This window comes from Kitasatospora sp. NPDC127060 (genome assembly GCF_042724935.1).
In the GTDB taxonomy this organism is placed as follows: Bacteria; Actinomycetota; Actinomycetes; order Streptomycetales; family Streptomycetaceae; genus Kitasatospora.
The window spans coordinates 7,915-27,977 of sequence record NZ_JBHXEG010000067.1 but is presented as its reverse complement, the minus strand read 5'-3'; the positions used below and the strand labels follow the sequence as shown (position 1 = coordinate 27,977).

Sequence of the window (20,063 nt, the reverse complement as noted above, 5' to 3'; positions counted from 1 at the left end):
TTTCTTTTTTTTATTTTCCCCTTGGCCGGCCGGGGGCGGTGGGCTCTTGCTTTTCCGCCTTGGGGGGGGCGGGGGCGTGCCACTCGCCCCCCCCCCCCCCTCCCGCTTCCGGGCCCGGCCGGATGAACGGCGGGCCGCCCGGCTCGGTACCATGAAGATTCATCCCCTTCCGGTTGCGCCCGGACCGTACGGGCCTCGGCAGGGGTCGGCCCCGGTGCCCCGAGGAGTGTCCTTGCCCGACGAGGTTGTGCCCACGGCCGCAGCGGCCGCCCCCGAAGACCGCCCCACGCCCTCGGGGGCCACCCCGGCACGCCCGACACCGACCTCCTCGCGCCAGCTCCCCCCGCTCGGCCGCGGCTCCGGCACCGGCGGTGGGATGCGCGCCCGACTGGCCCGCCTCGGCGGCCAGCGCTCCAGCGTGCTCAACCCCGTCCTGGAGCCGCTGTTCCGCTCGATCCGGGCGAACGACCCCAAGGCCGACCCGGCGCTGCTGCGCGACATCGAGCGCGCCTACGCCGTCGCCGAGAAGTGGCACCGCGGGCAGAAGCGGAAGAGCGGGGACCCGTACATCACCCACCCGCTGGCCGTCGCGACCATCCTGGCCGAGCTGGGCATGGACGCCCCGACGCTGATGGCCGGGCTGCTGCACGACACCGTCGAGGACACCGACTACGGCCTGGAGACCCTGCGCAAGGACTTCGGCGACTCGGTGGCCCTGCTGGTCGACGGCGTCACCAAGCTGGACCGGGTCAAGTTCGGCGAGGCCGCGCAGGCCGAGACGGTCCGCAAGATGGTCGTGGCGATGGCCAAGGACCCCCGGGTCCTGGTGATCAAACTGGCCGACCGCCTGCACAACATGCGCACGATGCGCTACCTCAAGCGGGAGAAGCAGGAGAAGAAGGCCCGCGAGACGCTGGAGATCTACGCCCCGCTGGCGCACCGGCTGGGCATGAACACCATCAAGTGGGAGCTGGAGGACCTCGCCTTCGCGATCCTCTACCCCAAGATGTACGACGAGATCGTCCGGCTGGTCGCCGAGCGCGCCCCCAAGCGGGACGAGTACCTGGCGACCGTGATCGACCAGGTCCAGGCGGACCTGCGCGGCGCCCGGATCACCGCCTCCGTCACCGGCCGGCCGAAGCACTACTACTCGGTCTACCAGAAGATGATCGTCCGCGGCCGGGACTTCGCGGAGATCTACGACCTGGTGGGCATCCGGGTCCTGGTCGACACCGTCCGCGACTGCTACGCGGCGCTGGGCACCATCCACGCGCGGTGGAACCCGGTGCCGGGGCGGTTCAAGGACTACATCGCGATGCCCAAGTTCAACATGTACCAGTCGCTGCACACCACGGTGATCGGTCCCGGCGGCAAGCCCGTCGAACTCCAGATCCGCACCTTCGACATGCACCGGCGGGCCGAGTACGGCATCGCCGCGCACTGGAAGTACAAGCAGCGGGCCGTCGCCGGGGCCTCCAAGGTCCGCACCGACACCCCGACCCAGGTCCGCAAGGACGACAAGGCCGGCGCCGTCAACGAGATGGCCTGGTTGCGGCAGCTGCTGGACTGGCAGAAGGAGACCGCCGACCCGGGCGAGTTCCTGGAGTCGCTGCGCTTCGACCTGGCCAGCAACGAGGTCTTCGTCTTCACCCCCAAGGGCGACGTGATAGCCCTGCCGGCCGGCGCCACCCCGGTGGACTTCGCCTTCGCGGTGCACACCGAGGTCGGCTACCGGACCATAGGGGCCCGGGTCAACGGACGGCTGGTGCCGCTGGAGTCGACCCTGGAGAACGGCGACACCGTCGAGGTGTTCACCTCCAAGGCGGAGAACGCCGGCCCCTCCCGGGACTGGCTGGGCTTCGTCAAGTCCCCGCGCGCCCGCAACAAGATCCGCGCCTGGTTCTCCAAGGAGCGCCGCGAGGAGGCGATCGAGCACGGCAAGGAGGCGATCGTCCGGGCGATGCGCAAGCAGGGCCTGCCGATCCAGCGGATCCTGACCGGCGACTCGCTGGTCACCCTGGCCCACGAGATGCGCTACCCCGACATCTCCTCGCTCTACGCCGCCATCGGCGAGGGTCACGTCGCCGCGCAGAACATCGTCCAGAAGCTGGTCCAGGCGCTCGGCGGCGAGGAGGGGGCCACCGAGGACCTCGCCGAGACGGCCACCCCGACCCACGACAACCGCCGGGCGGTGCGCCGCCGGGCCAAGGGCGACCCGGGCGTGATCGTCAAGGGCGTCGAGGACGTCTGGGTCAAGCTGTCCCGTTGCTGCACCCCGGTGCCGGGCGACCCGATCGTCGGCTTCGTCACCCGCGGCAACGGCGTCTCGGTGCACCGCGCCGACTGCGTCAACGTCGAGTCGCTGAGCCAGCAGCCCGAGCGGATGATCGACGTCGAGTGGGCGGCCACCCAGTCCTCGGTCTTCCTGGTGGCCATCCAGGTCGAGGCGCTGGACCGCTCCCGGCTGCTCTCGGACGTCACCAGGGTGCTCTCCGACCAGCACGTCAACATCCTGTCGGCGGCGGTCCAGACCTCCCGGGACCGGGTGGCGATGAGCCGCTTCACCTTCGAGATGGGCGACCCCAAGCACCTGGGCCACGTGCTCAAGGCGGTGCGCGGCGTCGAGGGCGTGTACGACGTCTACCGGGTCACCTCGGCCCGCAAGTGAGGCGCGGCGCCGACAGCCCCGGCGCATGAGGAAGGCCCCCGGGGAGCACCCCGGGGGCCTTCGCCGTTCAGCGGGCCGGTGGATCAGCCGCTGAACTCCTCCTGGCTCTTGTGCGCCTGCTCCAGCAGGGTCTGCACGCCGGACAGCTCGGCCTCCAGCTTGGCGGTCCTGGAGGCGTTGCCGGCGGCACGGGCCTTGTCCAGGTCGGCCTGGATCTTGTCGGCCTTCGCCTGGAACAGGCCCACCATGCCGGCCGCGCGGGCCTTGGCCTCCGGGTTGGAGCGCTTCCACTCGCTGTCCTCGGCCTCGCGGATGGCCCGCTCGACCGCGTTCAGCCGGCCGTCCAGCTTCGGACGGACGTCGCGCGGCACGTGGCCGATGGCCTCCCAGCGCTCGTTGACCTCGCGCAGCGCGGCCTTGGCGGCCTTGAGGTCGGTGATCGGCAGGATCGCCTCGGCCTCGGTGGCCAGCGCCTCCTTGAGCTTCTGGTTCTCCACCTGCTCGGCGTCCCGCTCGCTGAACACCGCGGAACGGGCCTGGAAGAAGACGTCCTGGGCGCCGCGGAACCGCGCCCACAGCTCGTCCTCGACGTCGCGCTGCGCCCGGCCGGCGGCCTTCCAGCGCGCCATCAGGTCGCGGTAGGCGGCCGCGGTGGTGCCCCAGTCGGTGGACGAGGAGAGCGCCTCGGCCTCGGAGACCAGCGCCTCCTTGACCTGCCGGGCCTGCTCGCGCTCGGCGTCCAGAGTCGCGAAGTGCGCCTTGCGGTGCTTGGAGAAGACCGAGCGGGCGTGCGAGAAGCGGTGCCACAGCTCGTCGTCGCTCTTGCGGTCCAGCCGCGGCAGGCCCTTCCAGGTGTCCACCAGGGCGCGCAGCCGGTCGCCGGCCTCCCGCCACTGGGTGGACTCGGCGAGCTGCTCGGCCTCGGAGACCAGGGCCTCCTTGGCGGAGCGGGTCTCGTCCTGGGCCTTGGCGCGGGCGGCCTTGCGCTCCTCCCGCCGGCTCTCGATCTCACCGGTGAGCGTGTCCAGCCGCTTGGCCAGCGCGTCCAGGTCACCCACCGCGTGGCCCTCGGTCACCTGAGCGCGGAGGTGCTCCAGCGCGGTCTGGGCGTCCTTGGCGGCCAGGTCGGTGGTGCGCACCCGCTTCTCCAGCAGGCCGATCTCCACCTCGATGCCCTGGTACTTGCGCTCGAAGTAGGCGAGGGCCTCCTCGGGCGAGCCGGCCTGCCAGGAACCCACGACGCGTTCGCCGTCGGCCGTCCTGACGTACACGGTGCCCTGCTCGTCCACACGGCCCCACGGGTCGCTGCTCATAGCGCGTCCTCCACATGACGTCGCGCCCGCGCCGGGGCGGCGCGCGACCGTCGTCCACAGTTGATGTGCGGCGGACCGATGAGTCCGCCGTCCCCGTCCGCCGTGCCTTGCTGCCGAGGGTGACGGCTAGGCGGGTCCGGGCACCCTATACAACGCCAACATAGGCGACCAGGCCCGGTGCTGTCCGCATCCGGGCCGGGCGATTTCGGTCCGGGGCCGGGCGGGGGGCGTTTCGCGCGCCCGCCGCCGGTGGCCCCGGGGTCGATCAACCCTTGGACACCGTAACCGAGTTGAGCGTGACGTCGGCCATCGGGTGGCCGTCCGGGGAGCCCTCCAGGGTGCCCGCGGCGGCGATCTTCTGGACCACGTCCAGGCCGCCGGTGATCTTGCCGAACGGGGTGTAGCTCGGCGGCAGCTGGGTGTCCTTGTAGACCAGGAAGAACTGGCTCCCGTTGGTGCCCGGGCCGGAGTTGGCCATCGCCACGGTGCCCGCCGGGTAGGTCGCGCCGGTCAGGTTCTCGTCCGCGAACTTGTAGCCGGGGCTGCCCGAGCCGCTGGCGGTCGGGTCGCCGCACTGGAGCACGAAGATGCCGTCGGTGGTCAGCCGGTGGCACTTGGTGTGGTCGAAGAACTGCTCGCCCGCCAGGAAGTTGAACGAGTTGACGGTGTGCGGGGCCTTGGCCGCGTCCAGCGCGATGGTGACCTTGCCGCAGTTGCTGTCCAGCGACATGGTGTACGAGGCACCCTGGTCGATCGACATGGCCGGCTCGGCCTTGAACTGCTTGTTGTTGGGCGAGCCCGCCGCCGGGGTGGCACAGCCCTCGACCGGCTTGCGGGTCGGCGTGGCGGCCGGGTCGGCCTGGGTCGGCGCGGCCTGCGCGCTGGAGGCGGTCGACGCGCTCTTGTCCTTGTCGTCGGAGCTGAACGCGCCGGTGGCGAACAGCGTTCCACCGCCGGCCAGCACCACGACGGCGAGCGAGGCGCCCAAGATCGTGTTGCGCCGCCTGCGGGCGGACGCCGCCTCGGCGCGGCGCTGCATCTGGCGCTCGTACTTCTCGCGGGCGAGCTGCCGCCGCCGCTGTTCGCTGCTGACCACCGGCCGTGTCTCCTGAGCATGTGCGGGAAAAGTGGATGGGTTCCGGAGCGGATCATCGCACCCATCGGCGGCCAAGTGTAGGGACCGGGCCCGTAAGGACGCGGTGAACCTGTCAGGCGCCCGGGCCCGTCACCGCGGATCTGGTTCGCAACCGGACCCGGACCGCCGGTAGGCTTCCCTTACGTCATCACTACTGGTAGCCACCGCAGCCCCCGCCGCACAGACCCGAAGGACGCGCGTGTTCATCGCCGGATTCCCCGCTGGAGCGTGGGGCACCAACTGCTACCTGGTCGCCCCGGGGGCGGGCGAGGAGTGCGTGATCGTCGACCCCGGCCACCAGGCCGCGCGCGGCGTCGAGGAGCTCATCCGTGAGCACCGGCTCAAGCCCGTCGCCGTCCTGCTCACCCACGGCCACATCGACCACGTCGCCTCGGTGGTCCCGGTCTGCGGCGCCCGTGGCATCCCGGCCTGGATCCACCCCGAGGACCGGTACATGATGTCCGACCCGGAGAAGTCGCTCGGCCGCTCCCTGGGCACCCAGCTGATGGGCGAGCTGACCGTCGGCGAGCCCGACGACGTGCGCGAGCTCACCGACGGCAGCGTGCTGGAGCTGGCCGGCCTGCAGCTCACCGTGGACCACGCCCCGGGCCATACCGGGGGGTCGGTGACCTTCCGGACGCCCGGTGCCGAGGACCTCCCCCCGGTGCTGTTCTCGGGCGACCTGCTGTTCGCCGGCTCCATCGGGCGTACCGACCTCCCGGGCGGGGACGGCGAAGCGATCATGCGCTCGCTGGCCCGGGTGTGCCTGCCCCTCGACGACTCCACCGTGGTCCTCTCCGGCCACGGCGGACAGACCACCATCGGCCGCGAGCGCGCCACCAACCCCTACCTCCGAGAGGCAGCGGGGGCGGCCGGCGCCCCGGCTTTCCCGCGACGAGGAATGTGACGGAAGAGAAGTTGAGCACCTTCACCGCCCCCAAGGGCACCTACGACCTGCTGCCCCCCAGCTCCGCGACCTTCCTGGCGATCCGCGAGCGCATCGCCGCGCCCGCCCGCCGGGCCGGTTACGGCTACGTCGAGACCCCGGTCTTCGAGGACGTGAAGCTGTTCTCGCGCGGTGTCGGCGAGTCCACCGACATCGTCTCCAAGGAGATGTACACCCTCACCACCAAGGGCGGCGACGAGCTCGCACTGCGCCCGGAGGGCACCGCCTCGGTGCTGCGCGCCGCGCTCCAGGCCAACCTGCACAAGCAGGGCAACCTGCCGGTCAAGCTCTGGTACTCCGGCTCGTACTACCGCTACGAGCGCGCCCAGAAGGGCCGCTACCGCCAGTTCTCCCAGGTCGGCGCGGAGGCGATCGGTGCCGAGGACCCGGCGCTGGACGCCGAGCTGATCATCCTGGCCGACGACGCCTTCCGCTCGCTGGGCCTGCGCGACTACTCGCTGCTGCTCAACAGCCTCGGCGACAAGCAGTGCCGCCCGGTCTACCGCGCCGCCCTGATCGAGTTCCTCGCCGGCCTGGACCTGGACGAGGACACCCGCCGCCGCGCCGAGATCAACCCGCTGCGCGTCCTGGACGACAAGCGCGAGTCGGTGCAGCAGCAGCTGGTCGGCGCCCCGATGCTGCGCGACTTCCTCTGCGAGGAGTGCAAGGCGTACGACGAGAAGGTGCGCGAGCTGCTCACCGCCAACGGCGTCGCCTTCGTCGACGACCCGAAGCTGGTCCGCGGCCTGGACTACTACACCCGCACCACCTTCGAGTTCGTGCACAACGGCCTCGGCGCCCAGTCCGCGATCGGCGGCGGCGGCCGCTACGACGGCCTGTCCGAGATGATCGGCGGCCCGGCGCTGCCGTCCGTCGGCTGGGCCCTCGGCGTGGACCGCACCTACCTGGCGCTGGAGGCCGAGGGCGTCGACCTCGAACTGCCGGCCGCCACCTCCGTCTACGCCGTCGCGCTCGGCGAGGAAGCCAAGAACCTGCTGTTCGCCAAGGTGGTCGAGCTGCGCCGGGCCGGCGTCGCCACCGACCTCGCCTTCGGCGTCAAGAGCATCAAGAACGCCATGAAGTCCGCCGACCGGTCCGGCGCCCGCTTCGCCCTGATCGCCGGGGACCGGGACCTCGCCGAGGGCGTCGTCCAGCTCAAGGACATGAGCACCGGCGAGCAGACCCCCGTCGCCCTCGACGCACTCGTCACCACCCTGAAGGAGAAGCAGCTGTGATCCGCACGCACGACGCGGGCACGCTCCGCCCGGAGCACGCAGGCACCACCGTCACCCTGGCCGGCTGGGTCGCCCGCCGCCGCGACCACGGCGGCGTCGCCTTCATCGACCTGCGCGACGCCTCCGGCACCGTGCAGATCGTGGTCCGCGACCTCGACTCGGTGCACGGCCTGCGGGCCGAGTACTGCGTCAAGGTCGTCGGCGACGTCCGGGTCCGCCCCGAGGGCAACGAGAACCCGGACATCCCGACCGGCGCCGTCGAGGTCGTCGTCAGCGAGATCGAGGTGCTCTCCGAGGCCGCCCCGCTGCCGTTCCCGGTCGCCGAGTACGAGCCCGGCACGGTCAACGAGGAGGTCCGGCTGCGCTACCGCTACCTGGACCTGCGCCGTGAGGGCCCGGCCAAGGGCCTGCGGCTGCGCTCCAAGGTCAACAACATCATCCGCCGGGTGATGGAGGAGAACGACTTCCTCGACATCGAGACGCCGTACCTCACCCGCTCCACCCCCGAGGGCGCCCGCGACTTCCTCGTCCCGGTCCGCCTGCAGCCCGGCCACTGGTACGCCCTGCCGCAGTCGCCCCAGCTGTTCAAGCAGCTGCTGATGGTGGCCGGGATGGAGCGCTACTACCAGATCGCCCGCTGCTTCCGCGACGAGGACTTCCGCGCCGACCGGCAGCCGGAGTTCACCCAGCTGGACATCGAGGCCTCCTTCGTCGACCAGGAGGACATCCTGGCCCTCGGCGAGAAGATCGTCGGCTCGATCTGGCGCGAGGTGCACGGCTACGAGGTCCCCAACCCGCTGCCGCGGATGACCTACGCGGACGCCATGGGCCGCTACGGCTCCGACAAGCCGGACGTCCGCTTCGGCCAGGAACTGACCGACCTCACCGAGTACTTCAAGGGCACCGAGTTCCGGGTGTTCCAGGCCCCGTACGTCGGCGCCGTGGTCATGCCGGGCGGCGCCTCCCAGCCGCGCAAGCAGCTGGACGCCTGGCAGGACTGGGCCAAGGCGCGCGGCGCCAAGGGCCTGGCCTACGTGCTGATCGACGCCGAGACCGGCGAGCTGCGCGGCCCGGTCGCCAAGAACCTCTCCGAGGAGCACCTTGCCGGCCTCGCCGCCGCGGCCGGTGCCAAGAACGGCGACGCGGTCTTCTTCGCGGCCGGCAAGGAGCGCGCCTCGCAGGAGCTGCTGGGCGCCGCCCGTCTGGAGATCGGCCGCCGCTGCGGGCTGATCGACGAGTCCAAGTGGGCCTTCCTCTGGGTCGTCGACTTCCCGATGTTCGAGCCGATCGAGGACGACAAGGGCCAGTTCCAGGGCTGGCACGCGGTGCACCACCCGTTCACCGCCCCGACCGCGGAGTCGCTGGACACCTTCGACACCGACCCGGGCTCGGCCCTGTCCAACGCCTACGACCTGGTGCTCAACGGCTCGGAGCTGGGCGGCGGTTCGATCCGCATCCACCAGCGGGACGTGCAGAAGCGGGCGTTCGACGCGATCGGCCTGTCCGAGGAGGAGGCGGCCTCGCAGTTCGGCTTCCTGCTGGACGCCTTCAACTACGGCCCGCCGCCGCACGGCGGGGTCGCCTTCGGCCTCGACCGGATCGTCACCCTGCTGGGCGGGTACGACACCATCCGCGACGTCATCGCCTTCCCGAAGACGTCCACCGGTGGCGACCCGCTGACCGGCGCCCCGACCCCGATCACCCCGGCGCAGCGCCGCGAGGCCGGCGTGGACGCCCAGCCGAAGGTCCGCGAGGACGCCAAGCCCGAGGCCCAGCCCAAGGGCTGACGCCACGTCATACGCGCTAACCTTCAACGGCCCCGGACGGTCCACCCACCGTCCGGGGCCGGTCCACAACGGCGTGCGACACAGGGAGAGTTGACACGTGAAGGTCACTACGAGAGTCGAGTGTCCGGAGGACGCCCCGGCGACCAGACGCGTGCACATGGCCGCGTTCCCCGGGCCGGACGAGGCCGACCTGGTGGACGCGCTGCGCCGCGACCCCGCCTGGCTGCCCGGACTGTCGCTGGTCGCGGTGGACGACACCGGGCTGGTGATCGGGCACGCCCTGCTGACCCGGCTGCGGGTCGGCGACGGCGGCGGGACCGGTGACGCGCTGGCGCTCGCCCCGGTCGCGGTGGCGCCCGAGTGGCAGCGCCGGGGCGTCGGCGAACTCGTCGTCCGGGCCGCGCTGTCGGCCGCCGAGGCGGCGGGGGAGAAGCTGGTGGTCGTGCTCGGCGACCCGGGCTACTACGGGCGGTTCGGCTTCGCCCCGGCCGGGCGGCACGAGGTCTCCGGCCCGTTCGAGGTGCCGGAGGCGTACTTCCAGGCGCTCCCGCTGCCGGCCTACGACGGCGGCCCGCGCGGGCTCTGCCGCTACCCGGAGCCGTTCGTCGCGGTGTAGTCCCGAGCCCCCGACCTGCGGCACCACCGTTCTGCGCCTACGGTGAAGGGTCATCGGCAGCAGTCGGACGGAGGACCCGAGGGTGGTAGGGGAGCAGCGGACCGCGAAGTCGGAACGACTGGGCAAGAAGCCGTACGAGCGGGAGCTGCTGCGACTGCAGCAGGAGCTGGTGAAGCTCCAGGAGTGGGTGCGGGTCGAGGGCGCCCGCCTGGTGGTGGTCTTCGAGGGGCGGGACGCGGCCGGCAAGGGCGGGGCGATCAAGCGGGTGACGGAGTACCTGAACCCGCGCATCGCCCGGGTCGTGGCGCTGCCCACCCCGACCGAGCGGCAGAAGACCCAGTGGTACTTCCAGCGGTACGTCGAACACCTGCCGGCGGCCGGGGAGATCGTGCTGTTCGACCGCAGCTGGTACAACCGGGCCGGGGTCGAGCGGGTGATGGGCTTCTGCAGCGACGAGGAGTACTGGCAGTTCCTGCACCAGTGCCCGACCTTCGAGCAGATGCTGATCGAGGCGGGCATCCTGCTGCGCAAGTACTGGTTCTCGGTGAGCGACACCGAGCAGCAACAGCGCTTCCGGGACCGGCTGGAGGACCCGATGAAGCGCTGGAAGCTCTCCCCGATGGACGTGGAGTCGATCACCCACTGGGAGGACTACTCGCGGGCCAAGGACGAGATGTTCGTCTACACCGACATCCCGCAGTCGCCCTGGCACGTGGTGGAGAGCGACGACAAGCGCCGGGCCCGGATCAACATGATCGCCCACCTGCTCTCCTCGGTGCAGTACCACGAGGTCACCCCGCCCAGCATCGAGCTGCCGCCCCGCCCGGCCCCCCGCGGCTACCAGCGGCCCCCGCGCGACCTGCAGAAGTACGTTCCGGACCACGCCGCCGGACTGGCGCAGCGGGGACGTCGCGACGGCGGGGCCGTCGGTCGGCTGAACTAGGCTTCCGGTGTGGACGAACCGGACCTCTTCACCGCCGCCGCCGAGGAACGCCAGGCCAGGGAGCCCGGGCGGGCCCCGCTGGCGGTACGGATGCGCCCGCGCACCCTGGACGAGGTGGCCGGGCAGCGGCAGTTGCTGAAGCCGGGCTCGCCGCTGCGGCGGCTGGTCGCCAACTCGCGCGGGCCGGCGGCCACCAGTTCGGTGATCCTCTGGGGGCCGCCCGGGACCGGCAAGACCACCCTCGCGCACGTGATCAGCCAGGCCGTGGAGGGCCGGTTCGTCGAGCTGTCCGCGATCACCGCCGGGGTCAAGGAGGTCCGGGCGGTGATCGACGGGGCCCGGCGGGCGGTCGGGATGTCCGGCCGGGAGACGGTGCTGTTCCTGGACGAGATCCACCGCTTCTCCAAGGCCCAGCAGGACTCGCTGCTGCCCGCGGTCGAGAACCGCTGGGTCACCCTGATCGCGGCGACGACCGAGAACCCGTACTTCTCGGTGATCTCCCCGCTGCTGTCCCGCTCGCTGCTGCTCACCCTGGAGTCGCTGACCGACGAGGACATCCGGGCGCTGCTGCGCCGCGCGGTGGCCGACGAGCGCGGCCTGGAGGGCGCGCTGGAGCTGACCGCGGAGGCCGAGGACCACCTGGTGCGGCTGGCCGGCGGGGACGCCCGGCGGGCGCTGACCACGCTGGAGGCGGCGGCCGGGGCGGCGCTGGAGAAGGGCGAGGCGAGCATCTCGCTGGCCACCACCGAGACCGCCGTCAACCAGGCGGCGGTGCGCTACGACAAGGACGGCGACCAGCACTACGACGTGGCCAGCGCGCTGATCAAGTCGATCCGCGGCAGCGACGTGGACGCCACCCTGCACTACCTGGCCCGGATGATCGAGGCGGGGGAGGACCCGCGGTTCATCGCCCGCCGGCTGATGATCTCGGCCAGTGAGGACGTCGGCCTGGCCGATCCGACGGCCCTGCAGACGGCGGTGGCGGCGGCCCAGGCGGTGGCGCTGATCGGCTTCCCGGAGGCCCGGATCATCCTCTCCCAGGCGGCGATCGCGCTGGCCCTGGCGCCCAAGTCCAACTCGGCCTACCTGGCGATCGACGCGGCGCTGGCCGACGTCCGGCAGGGACTGGCCGGGGCCGTCCCGCCGCATCTGCGGGACGCCCACTACGGCGGCGCGGGCAAGCTCGGCCACGGCAAGGGCTACCAGTACCCGCACGACCTGCCGGAGGGCATCGCCGCCCAGCAGTACGCGCCGGACTCGGTGCACGGCCGGGAGTACTACCGGCCGAACCGGCGCGGCGGCGAGGTGCGGTACGCGGACACCGTGGAGTGGACCCGCGGGCGGCTGCGCGGGGAGCGCCGGGTGGAGAGGAAGGCCGAGCCGGCGGAGCAGAAGGCCGAGGAGAAGCCCGGGGAAGAGAAGGAGTGATCGACGGGTATACTTCGTCGGAGTGCCATGTCCCGGGACGGCGGCGGGGGAGACCCCACCGACCGGCCGCACCAGCGGGGCGATGGCGGTAGGCCTCCTCCGGGAGGTCCGCAACAGGAGCGTCGCGCACCGTTTCGGTGTCGCGGACGGCCCGGACATCCGGGCCCTTCGTGTGACCAGCACTTCATGTGCCCGGCTCCGGAGAGCGGCTGATCCCTTCGCGTAGGCGTCGGGGTTTTCTCCGGGTCGCGACATGCGACCTCCGTCAACACCTGGTGGAAGCCGTATTCGTAAGCAAGGAAGGTTTGGTTCATGGCGAACCAGAAGCGTCCCAAGGTCAAGATCGCGCGTGCGCTCGGCGTGCCGCTGACCCCGAAGTCCGTCAAGTACTTCGAGGCCCGCCCGTACCCGCCCGGCCAGCACGGCCGTGGTCGCAAGCAGAACTCGGACTACAAGGTCCGTCTGCTCGAGAAGCAGCGTCTGCGCGCCCAGTACGACCTGAGCGAGAAGCAGATGGCGCGCGCGTTCGACCGCGCGAAGAAGGCCGAGGGCAAGACCGGTGAGGCGCTCGTCGCCGACCTGGAGACCCGTCTGGACTCCCTGGTCCTGCGTTCGGGCATCGCCCGCACCATCTACCAGGCCCGCCAGATGGTCGTCCACGGCCACATCGAGGTCAACGGCGGCAAGGTCAACAAGCCGTCGTTCCAGATGAAGCCGGGCTTCGTGGTCACCGTCCGCGAGCGCTCCAAGGAGAAGGTCCCCTTCCAGGTCGCCCGTGAGGGTGGCTACGCGGGTGAGGGCCAGACCCCGAAGTACCTCGAGGTCAACCTGAAGGCCCTGGCCTTCCGCCTGGACCGTGCGCCGCAGCGCAAGGAGGTTCCGGTGATCTGTGACGAGCAGCTGGTCGTCGAGTACTACTCGCGCTGACCCGCGCTCGGTTCGCACTTCGCGGAACCGGCAGCGAGCCCCCGTCGCCTTTCGAGGCGGCGGGGGCTCGCCCCTTTTCCGGTGTTCGGTCTACAGCTCCTCGCCGGTCATCGCGGCGGCCAGCCGCAGGTGCGGGCGGGCCTCCTCGGCGCGGCCCTGGCGCTCCAGGGTGCGGCCGAGCATCAGCCTGGCGTAGTCCTCGGCCGGGTCGAGGTCGAGGACGCGGCGCAGTTCGGCCTCGGCGCGGCCGAGCTGGGCGGAGTGGAAGTAGCTGCGGGCGAGCAGCAGCCGGACGGAGAGGTTGGCCGGCTCCTCGGCCAGCACGCCCTCCAGCATGCGGGCGGCATCGGTGTACGCCTTGGACTCGAAGTAGAAGTTCGCGAGGCGGTACTCGTCGTGGATGGCCATGGTGCTCCTTCCGGGTGGATCCTTGCCTGCTCAAGCAATCGGCAAGCTTCACCTATTCCGCGCCGGTGCCGGGGCCGGCGCGGGCGGCACCGAGCAGGGGCCCGGGCCGGGTTCCGGGCCGTCCGCCGAGCCCCCGCCGCCGAGCGCCCGGCAGACGGCGGCGTCCAGGTCCAGCCGCCCGCCCGCCCGGTAGCAGTCCTCGTACTCCTGCTCGGTCAGCCCGGCGCGGGCCCGCTCGGCGCACTGCTGGTGGGTGCCGAAGAAGGAGCGCGAGCCGAGGAACGGGTTGCCGACCGCGCGCCAGATCCGGTGTGCGGCGCCCTGCAGCACCCGGGCCTCGCACAGGTCGGCCGGCTCGCCCGGCCCGGCGGGCTCGGTCTCCAGCAGCGCGAGCAGGTCGATCCCCAGCACGATGCCGAGCAGGTCGTGGAAGTGGTGGTTCAGCCGGACGCACTCGCGGGCCAGGGTGCGGGCCGGCTGGACGGCGCCGTCCAGGTAGTGCGAGTACGCCATCGCGTACAGCACGTAGGCGTACGCCCACTGCTCGCCGTGCTCCTCGCAGACCTCGCGGGCCTGGCCGAACCACAGCTCGCCGCTGTCCAGGTCGCCCTGGAACAGGTAGGCGAGGCCCAGCTCGACCATGGCCATCACCACGTTGCTGTTGAGCTCGCCGATGGTCCGGTAGTGCCAGAGCGCCTCCTCGAACAGCTCGGCGGCCCGCTCCGGGTCGTCGCCGATCAGGGCGGCGCAGCCCTGGCGGTGGACGGCGTAGGCGAGGGCCCGGTCGTCGCCGGTGTCCAGGGCCTGGCGGCGGCACTCCTCCAGCGCGGGCCGGGCGGCGCCGAGGTCGCCCTGCAGCGTGGCCATGTAGCCGGTCACCCAGAGGGCCTTGGCCCGGGCCTCGGTGGGATCACGGTCCAGGGCGAGCGCGCGGTCCAGCCAGTGCCGGCCCTCGCCGAGGTGGCCGCAGCCGACCCAGTAGAACCAGAGGGTGCCGGCCAGCAGCAGGGCGATCTGCTCCTCGCCGGGCTCAGCGAGGCAGAACTCCAGCGCGGCGCGCAGGTTGGTGTGGGCGAGCCGGGTGCGCTCGGCGGTCTCGGCCTGCCGGGGGCCGAACCACTCCACCTCGCCCCAGGTGGCGACGCCCAGGTACCAGTCCCGGTGGCGGCGCAGCAGCCGCTGCTCCTCGCCGGCGGCGCGCAGCCAGTGGCCGCCGTACTCGCGCAGGGTGTCCAGCAGGCGGAAGCGGACGCCGAAGGCGCTGTCCTCGCGCAGCACCACGGACTTGGCGACGAGTTCGTCCAGCAGGTCGAGCACGTCCTCGGGCTCGATGCCCCCGCCGGCGCAGACGTACTCGGCGGCCTCCAGGTCGAAACTGCCGGCGAAGACCGACAGGCGGGCCCAGAGTAAACGTTCCTGCACTGTGCAGAGCTCATGGCTCCAGCCGATCGTGGTGCGCAGTGTCTGGTGTCTCGGCAGGGCCGTCCGGGAGCCGCCGGTGAGCAGCCGGAAGCGGTCGTCCAGCCGGGAGGTGATCTGCTCCACCGACAGCGCCCGCAGCCGCCCGGCGGCCAGCTCCACCGCCAACGGGATGCCGTCCAGCCGGCGGCAGAGCAGGCCGACCGCCTCCGCGTTCGCCCCGGTCACCTCGAAGGACGGCAGCACCGCCCGGGCCCGGTCGGCGAACAGCCGCACCGCGTCCGGCAGCACGCCCGGGCCCGCCCGGCCGTCCGGCAGCGGGTCGACCGGCAGCGGGGCCAGGGTCAGCAGGTGCTCGCCCGCGGCCCGCAACACGGCCCGGCTGGTGGTCAGCAGCCGCAGGCCGGGCAGCGCGCGCAGCAGCTCGGCGGCCAGCTCGGCGCAGGCCTCCACCAGGTGCTCGCAGCCGTCCAGCACCAGCAGCAGGCGGCGCCCGGCCAGGTGCTCGCCCAGGACGTCCAGCGGCGGCCGGGCGGTGCCGTCGGTCAGCCGCAGCGCCTCCAGTACGGCGTGGCCGAGCAGCAGCGGATCCTGCACCGGGGCCACGTCCACCAGCCAGGTGCCGTCCGGGAACGCCCCGGCGGCCCGGGCCGCGGCCCGCAGTGCGAGCCGGCTCTTGCCCACCCCGCCGGGCCCGGTCACCGTCACCAGCCGGGCGCCGGCGAGCAGACCGGCCAGTTCGGCCAGTTCCCGCTGCCGCCCGACGAAGCCCGTCACCTCGGCCGGCAGCCGGCCCGGCTCCGGCTCGCGCGGCCACGCCGCGGGCTGTGCTGTCCAGTCGCCGGCCAAGCGCTGCTCCCGTGGTTCCGGCCCGGACCGCGGCGGTCCGGACGTACGTCGGGCCGTACGGGCGACGGCCCGCCTGGCAGAACGAGGTGACCGGCCGGTAGGTTACGCGCGCGGTTCGCACACCCGGGCGAGGCCACGGCCGTGACCCGGTCCGGAAAGCCGGCGTCGGCGCGATAGGGTTCCCCCTGAAGAGCAACAAGGCGAGGGAGCGCGCAAAGGTGTCCGTGGGAGAGCTGGCCGGGTTGCTCGTCGCCGTGTTCTGGGCGGTCCTGGTCACCCTGCTCGCGGTCGTGCTGGTCCGCCTCTCCCGGGTGCTGAAGGAGGCCACCGTCCTGGTCTCCGCCGTCACCGAGCAGGCCGTGCCGCTGCTGGCCGACGCGGGTGCCGCGGTGCGCAGCGCCAATGAGCAGCTGGACCGGGTGGACGAGATCACCGCCAACGTCCAGGACGCCGCCGCCAACGCCAAGGCGCTCTCCTCCACCGCGGCCGCCACCCTGGGCGGACCGCTGATGAAGGTCGCCGCCTTCAGCTACGGCGTCCGCAAGGCCGTCGCCAAGCAGCAGGGCACCCTGCCGAACGTGCCGGTGCAGCCCGCCGAGCGCGACGAGCTGGCGCGGCTGATCCGGGCCGAGGTGCGCGCCGCGACCGCGCCCAGGGGCGGTCTGCTCTCCAGGGTCCGGCGAGCGGTGAGGGGCTGACGGCATGGCACGGATCTTCTGGATGGCCGTCGGCGCCGGCGCCGCGGTGTGGGCCATGAACAAGGCCAACGTCGCCGTGCAGCGGCTCACCCCGGACAGTCTCTCCGGCACCGCCGCGCGCGGCGCACTGCACCTGGGCGACGTCGCCAAGCAGTTCGCCCAGGACGTGCGGTCCGGCATGGCCGAGCGCGAGGAGCAGCTGAAGGACGACCTCGGCCTGCACGGCACCGCCGTGGCGGAGCCCCGGAGCACCCGCCGGGTCCTGCGCGGCGAGCCGCAGTACCGAGCTATCTCGGCGGCGCCCGGTCGCCCGGCCGCCGCCCTGCCTCCCGCCCGCACCACCCCACAGACCATTGCCATTGAAGAAACGCCCCGCCGAGCCCTGCCGCGGGGCGGAACGAACCGGAAGGACCACTAATGGAGTCGGCTGAGATCCGCCGCCGCTGGCTGCGCTTCTTCGAGGAGCGCGGCCACACCGTCGTTCCGTCGGCGTCCCTGGTCGCCGACGACCCCACCCTGCTGCTCGTCAACGCCGGCATGGTGCCGTTCAAGCCCTACTTCCTGGGCGAGGTCAAGCCGCAGTTCTCGCGCGCCACCAGCGTGCAGAAGTGCGTGCGCACCCTGGACATCGAGGAGGTCGGGAAGACCACCCGGCACGGCTCCTTCTTCCAGATGTGCGGCAACTTCTCCTTCGGTGACTACTTCAAGGAAGGAGCCATCAAGTTCGCCTGGGAGCTGCTCACCACTCCCGTCGCGGACGGCGGCTACGGCCTGGAGAAGGAGAAGCTCTGGATCACCGTCTACAAGGACGACGACGAGGCCGAGCAGATCTGGCGTGACGTCATCGGCGTGCCCTCCGAGCGCATCCAGCGCCTGGGCATGAAGGACAACTTCTGGTCGATGGGCGTGCCCGGCCCGTGCGGCCCGTGCTCGGAGATCAACTACGACCGCGGCCCCGCGTACGGCGAGGAGGGCGGCCCGGCGGTCAACGGCGAGCGCTACCTGGAGATCTGGAACCTGGTCTTCATGCAGTACGAGCGCGGCCACGGCGACGGCAAGGACGGTTTCGAGATCCTCGGCGACCTGCCGAGCAAGAACATCGACACCGGTCTCGGCCTGGAGCGCCTCGCCGCCATCCTGCAGGGCGTCGACAACCTCTTCGAGATCGACACCAGCCGGATGATCCTCGACCGCGCCGCCGAGCTCACCGGCCACACCTACGGCGCCGACCACAAGTCGGACGTCTCGCTGCGCGTGGTCACCGACCACATCCGCACCGCGCTGATGCTGATCGGCGACGGCGTCACCCCCGGCAACGAGGGCCGCGGCTACGTGCTGCGCCGCATCCTGCGCCGCGCCATCCGCAACATGCGCCTGCTGGGCGCCACCGGTGTGGTCGCCAAGGACCTGACCGACATCGCGATCAAGGCGATGGCCCCGCAGTACCCGGAGCTGGAGAGCGACCGCAAGCGCATCGAGACGGTCGTCGTCGGCGAGGAGGCGGCCTTCCTGCAGACCCTGAAGGCCGGCACCAGCCTGCTGGACACCGCGGTCACCGAGACCAAGCAGGCCGGCGGCGCGGTGCTCTCCGGCGACCAGGCCTTCAAGCTGCACGACACCTACGGCTTCCCGATCGACCTCACCCTGGAGATGGCCGAGGAGCAGGGCCTCCAGGTGGACGAGGCCGGTTTCCGCCGCCTGATGCAGGAGCAGCGGGACCGCGCCAAGGCCGACGCCAAGGCCAAGAAGATGGGCCACGCCGACGTCGCCGCGTACCGCGAGGTCGCCGACAGGTCCGGCGCGAGCGTCTTCACCGGCTACACCCTGATCGAGGGCGAGGCCACCGTGGTCGGCCTGCTGGTGGACGGCGTTCCGTCGCCGGCCGCCTCGGAGGGCGACGAGGTCGAGCTGATCCTCGACCGCACCCCGTTCTACGCCGAGGGCGGCGGTCAGCTCGCCGACCACGGCCGGATCCGGCTGGATTCCGGCGCGGTCGTCGAGATCCGTGACGTGCAGCAGCCCGTCCCCGGCGTCATCGTGCACTCCGGTGGCGTGCTGTTCGGCGAGGTCGTGCTCGGCGCCTCGGCGTACGCCACGATCGACACCGACCGCCGCCGGGCGATCGCCCGCGCCCACTCGGCCACCCACCTGACCCACCAGGCGCTACGCGACGCGCTCGGCCCGACGGCCGCCCAGGCCGGCTCGGAGAACGCCCCCGGCCGCTTCCGCTTCGACTTCGGCTCGCCCGCCGCCGTTCCGGGCAGCGTGCTGGTGGACGTCGAGCAGAAGATCAACGACGTGCTGGGCCGCGAGCTGGAGGTCACCGCCGAGGTCATGACGATGGACCAGGCCCGCAAGGCCGGCGCCATCGCGATGTTCGGCGAGAAGTACGGCGACGAGGTGCGGGTCGTCTCCATCGGCGACTTCTCCAAGGAGCTGTGCGGCGGCACCCACGTCGGCAACACCGCCCAGCTGGGCCTGGTGAAGCTGCTCGGCGAGTCCTCGATCGGCTCCGGCGTGCGTCGCGTGGAGGCGCTGGTCGGCGTCGACGCGTACAAGTTCCTGGCCCGCGAGCACACCGTGGTGGCCCAGCTGACCGAGCTGGTCAAGGGCCGCCCGGAGGAGCTGCCGGAGAAGATCTCGGGCATGCTCGGCAAGCTCAAGGACGCCGAGAAGGAGATCGAGCGCTTCCGCGCCGAGAAGGTGCTGGCCGCCGCGGCCGGCCTGGCCGACTCGGCCGAGGACGTGCACGGCATCGCCGTGGTCGCCGCTCAGGTCGCCGACGGCGTGGGCGCGGACGAGCTGCGCAAGCTGGTCCTTGACGTGCGCGGCCGACTGGGCGCCCGCCCGGCCGTGGTCGCCGCGTTCACCGTGGCCAACGACCGCCCGCTGACCGTGATCGCCACCAACGAGGACGCCCGCGGCCGCGGCATCAAGGCCGGCGAGCTGGTCCGCACCGCGGCCAAGACCCTCGGCGGCGGCGGTGGCGGCAAGGACGACGTCGCCCAGGGCGGCGGCTCCAACCCGGCCGCGGTCGGCGAGGCCATCGCCGCGGTGCGCGGCCTGGTCGCGGAGCGCGCCAGCTGATGGAGTTCGAGGAGAGGCCCTTCCGGCGTGGGCGGCGGATCGCCGTCGACGTCGGTGACGCCCGGATCGGGGTCGCGTCCTGCGACCCCGACGGGGTGCTCGCCACGCCGGTGGAGACCGTTCCGGCCGGGGTGAAGTCGCAGGCCAGGATCGCCGCGATCGTCGAGGAGTACGACGCGGTCGAGGTGATCGTCGGGCTGCCGCGCTCGCTCAGCGGCAAGGAGGGCCCGGCGGCGGAGAAGGTCCGGGCGTACGCCTCCCGGCTGGCCAACCGGCTCTACCCGGTGCCGGTGCGGCTGGTGGACGAGCGGATGTCGACCGTCACCGCGACCCACGGGCTGCGCGCCTCGGGGGTCAAGGCGAAGAAGGGCCGCTCGGTGGTCGACCAGGCCGCCGCGGTGGTGATCCTCCAGACCGCCCTTGAGTCCGAACGGGTGAGCGGACGCCCGCCCGGTGAGAGCGTCGAGGCGGCCGGCTGACCGGTCTGATCTAACGTCCCGAAGAGGGGTGCGGGGCGGCCCGGGCGGCACGCCGCCACCAAGCGGGGGTGCCGCGGGGGGTTGGGTGGCCGTCGGCGGGTCTCGGCGCCCAACGAGGGGCCGGC

At 72.2% G+C, this 20,063-nt stretch carries 16 protein-coding genes; 12 read left to right on the top strand and 4 right to left on the bottom strand.

Features of this window, described 5'->3' with window-relative positions; all coding sequences use genetic code 11:
* Nucleotides 1–232 precede the first annotated feature (232 nt).
* Entirely contained in the window at nucleotides 233–2,668 is a 2,436-nt protein-coding gene (locus tag ACFWIS_RS29965) for a RelA/SpoT family protein (RefSeq protein ID WP_380461160.1), read from the top strand.
* Between the two features lie 83 nt (nucleotides 2,669–2,751).
* Here the strand turns inward: ACFWIS_RS29965 and ACFWIS_RS29960 are convergent, their stop codons facing one another.
* Both ACFWIS_RS29960 and ACFWIS_RS29955 read right to left on the bottom strand, forming a co-directional pair.
* Nucleotides 2,752–3,981 carry a DUF349 domain-containing protein gene (locus ACFWIS_RS29960; protein WP_380461162.1) on the bottom strand — a complete coding sequence of 410 codons (1,230 nt, stop codon included), beginning with the start codon at nucleotides 3,979–3,981 and terminating at the stop codon, nucleotides 2,752–2,754.
* A gap of 265 nt (nucleotides 3,982–4,246) precedes the next feature.
* Nucleotides 4,247–5,077 carry a peptidylprolyl isomerase gene (locus ACFWIS_RS29955; protein ID WP_380461163.1) on the bottom strand — a complete coding sequence of 277 codons (831 nt, stop codon included), beginning with the start codon at nucleotides 5,075–5,077 and terminating at the stop codon, nucleotides 4,247–4,249.
* A 238-nt stretch (nucleotides 5,078–5,315) separates the two neighbouring features.
* On the opposite strand from ACFWIS_RS29955, the gene ACFWIS_RS29950 reads away from it, so the two are divergent.
* The 7 genes from ACFWIS_RS29950 (at nucleotide 5,316) to rpsD (ending at nucleotide 12,998) form a co-directional block, all read left to right on the top strand.
* On the top strand, nucleotides 5,316–6,023 hold the full coding sequence (locus tag ACFWIS_RS29950; RefSeq protein WP_380461164.1) for an MBL fold metallo-hydrolase: 708 nt from the start codon (nucleotides 5,316–5,318) through the stop codon (nucleotides 6,021–6,023).
* A gap of 11 nt (nucleotides 6,024–6,034) precedes the next feature.
* Nucleotides 6,035–7,297 carry a histidine--tRNA ligase gene (gene hisS / locus ACFWIS_RS29945; RefSeq protein ID WP_380461165.1) on the top strand — a complete coding sequence of 421 codons (1,263 nt, stop codon included), beginning with the start codon at nucleotides 6,035–6,037 and terminating at the stop codon, nucleotides 7,295–7,297.
* Nucleotides 7,294–9,084 carry an aspartate--tRNA ligase gene (gene aspS, locus ACFWIS_RS29940; protein WP_380461166.1) on the top strand — a complete coding sequence of 597 codons (1,791 nt, stop codon included), beginning with the start codon at nucleotides 7,294–7,296 and terminating at the stop codon, nucleotides 9,082–9,084. Before hisS ends, aspS begins: the two co-directional genes overlap by 4 nt.
* Nucleotides 9,085–9,181: 97 nt before the next feature.
* Complete coding sequence (locus ACFWIS_RS29935; protein ID WP_380461167.1) at nucleotides 9,182–9,700, top strand: GNAT family N-acetyltransferase; 519 nt, start codon at nucleotides 9,182–9,184, stop codon at nucleotides 9,698–9,700.
* 82 nt (nucleotides 9,701–9,782) lie between these two features.
* Entirely contained in the window at nucleotides 9,783–10,643 is an 861-nt protein-coding gene (gene ppk2 / locus ACFWIS_RS29930) for a polyphosphate kinase 2 (protein ID WP_380461168.1), read from the top strand.
* Nucleotides 10,644–10,652: 9 nt separating this feature from the next.
* Nucleotides 10,653–12,071 (top strand): replication-associated recombination protein A, encoded by a 1,419-nt coding sequence (locus ACFWIS_RS29925; RefSeq protein WP_380461170.1) that lies wholly within the window; start codon nucleotides 10,653–10,655, stop codon nucleotides 12,069–12,071.
* 312 nt (nucleotides 12,072–12,383) lie between these two features.
* On the top strand, nucleotides 12,384–12,998 hold the full coding sequence (gene rpsD, locus ACFWIS_RS29920) for a 30S ribosomal protein S4 (RefSeq protein ID WP_030240707.1): 615 nt from the start codon (nucleotides 12,384–12,386) through the stop codon (nucleotides 12,996–12,998).
* 90 nt (nucleotides 12,999–13,088) lie between these two features.
* Here rpsD and ACFWIS_RS29915 read toward each other — a convergent pair whose 3' ends face one another.
* The gene (locus ACFWIS_RS29915) at nucleotides 13,089–13,406 is read right to left on the bottom strand and encodes a tetratricopeptide repeat protein (RefSeq protein WP_380461172.1); all 318 of its coding nucleotides are present in this window, start codon (nucleotides 13,404–13,406) and stop codon (nucleotides 13,089–13,091) included.
* A gap of 48 nt (nucleotides 13,407–13,454) precedes the next feature.
* Entirely contained in the window at nucleotides 13,455–15,674 is a 2,220-nt protein-coding gene (locus tag ACFWIS_RS29910; RefSeq protein WP_380461173.1) for an ATP-binding protein, read from the bottom strand.
* A gap of 218 nt (nucleotides 15,675–15,892) precedes the next feature.
* Between ACFWIS_RS29910 and ACFWIS_RS29905 the strand changes: the two genes are divergently transcribed.
* From ACFWIS_RS29905 to ruvX, 4 genes are read left to right on the top strand one after another with little or no spacing between them, the layout of a single operon-like run.
* Nucleotides 15,893–16,372 (top strand): DUF948 domain-containing protein, encoded by a 480-nt coding sequence (locus ACFWIS_RS29905; protein ID WP_380461175.1) that lies wholly within the window; start codon nucleotides 15,893–15,895, stop codon nucleotides 16,370–16,372.
* A 4-nt stretch (nucleotides 16,373–16,376) separates the two neighbouring features.
* A complete protein-coding gene (locus tag ACFWIS_RS29900; protein ID WP_380461176.1) occupies nucleotides 16,377–16,790 on the top strand; it encodes a DUF6167 family protein in 414 nt (137 codons plus the stop codon).
* On the top strand, nucleotides 16,790–19,459 hold the full coding sequence (alaS, locus tag ACFWIS_RS29895) for an alanine--tRNA ligase (RefSeq protein WP_380461177.1): 2,670 nt from the start codon (nucleotides 16,790–16,792) through the stop codon (nucleotides 19,457–19,459). The genes ACFWIS_RS29900 and alaS overlap by 1 nt, the downstream gene beginning before the upstream one ends.
* Nucleotides 19,459–19,938: a Holliday junction resolvase RuvX gene (ruvX, locus tag ACFWIS_RS29890; protein WP_380461179.1), complete on the top strand. Its 480-nt coding sequence runs from the start codon at nucleotides 19,459–19,461 to the stop codon at nucleotides 19,936–19,938. The genes alaS and ruvX overlap by 1 nt, the downstream gene beginning before the upstream one ends.
* Nucleotides 19,939–20,063 lie beyond the last annotated feature (125 nt).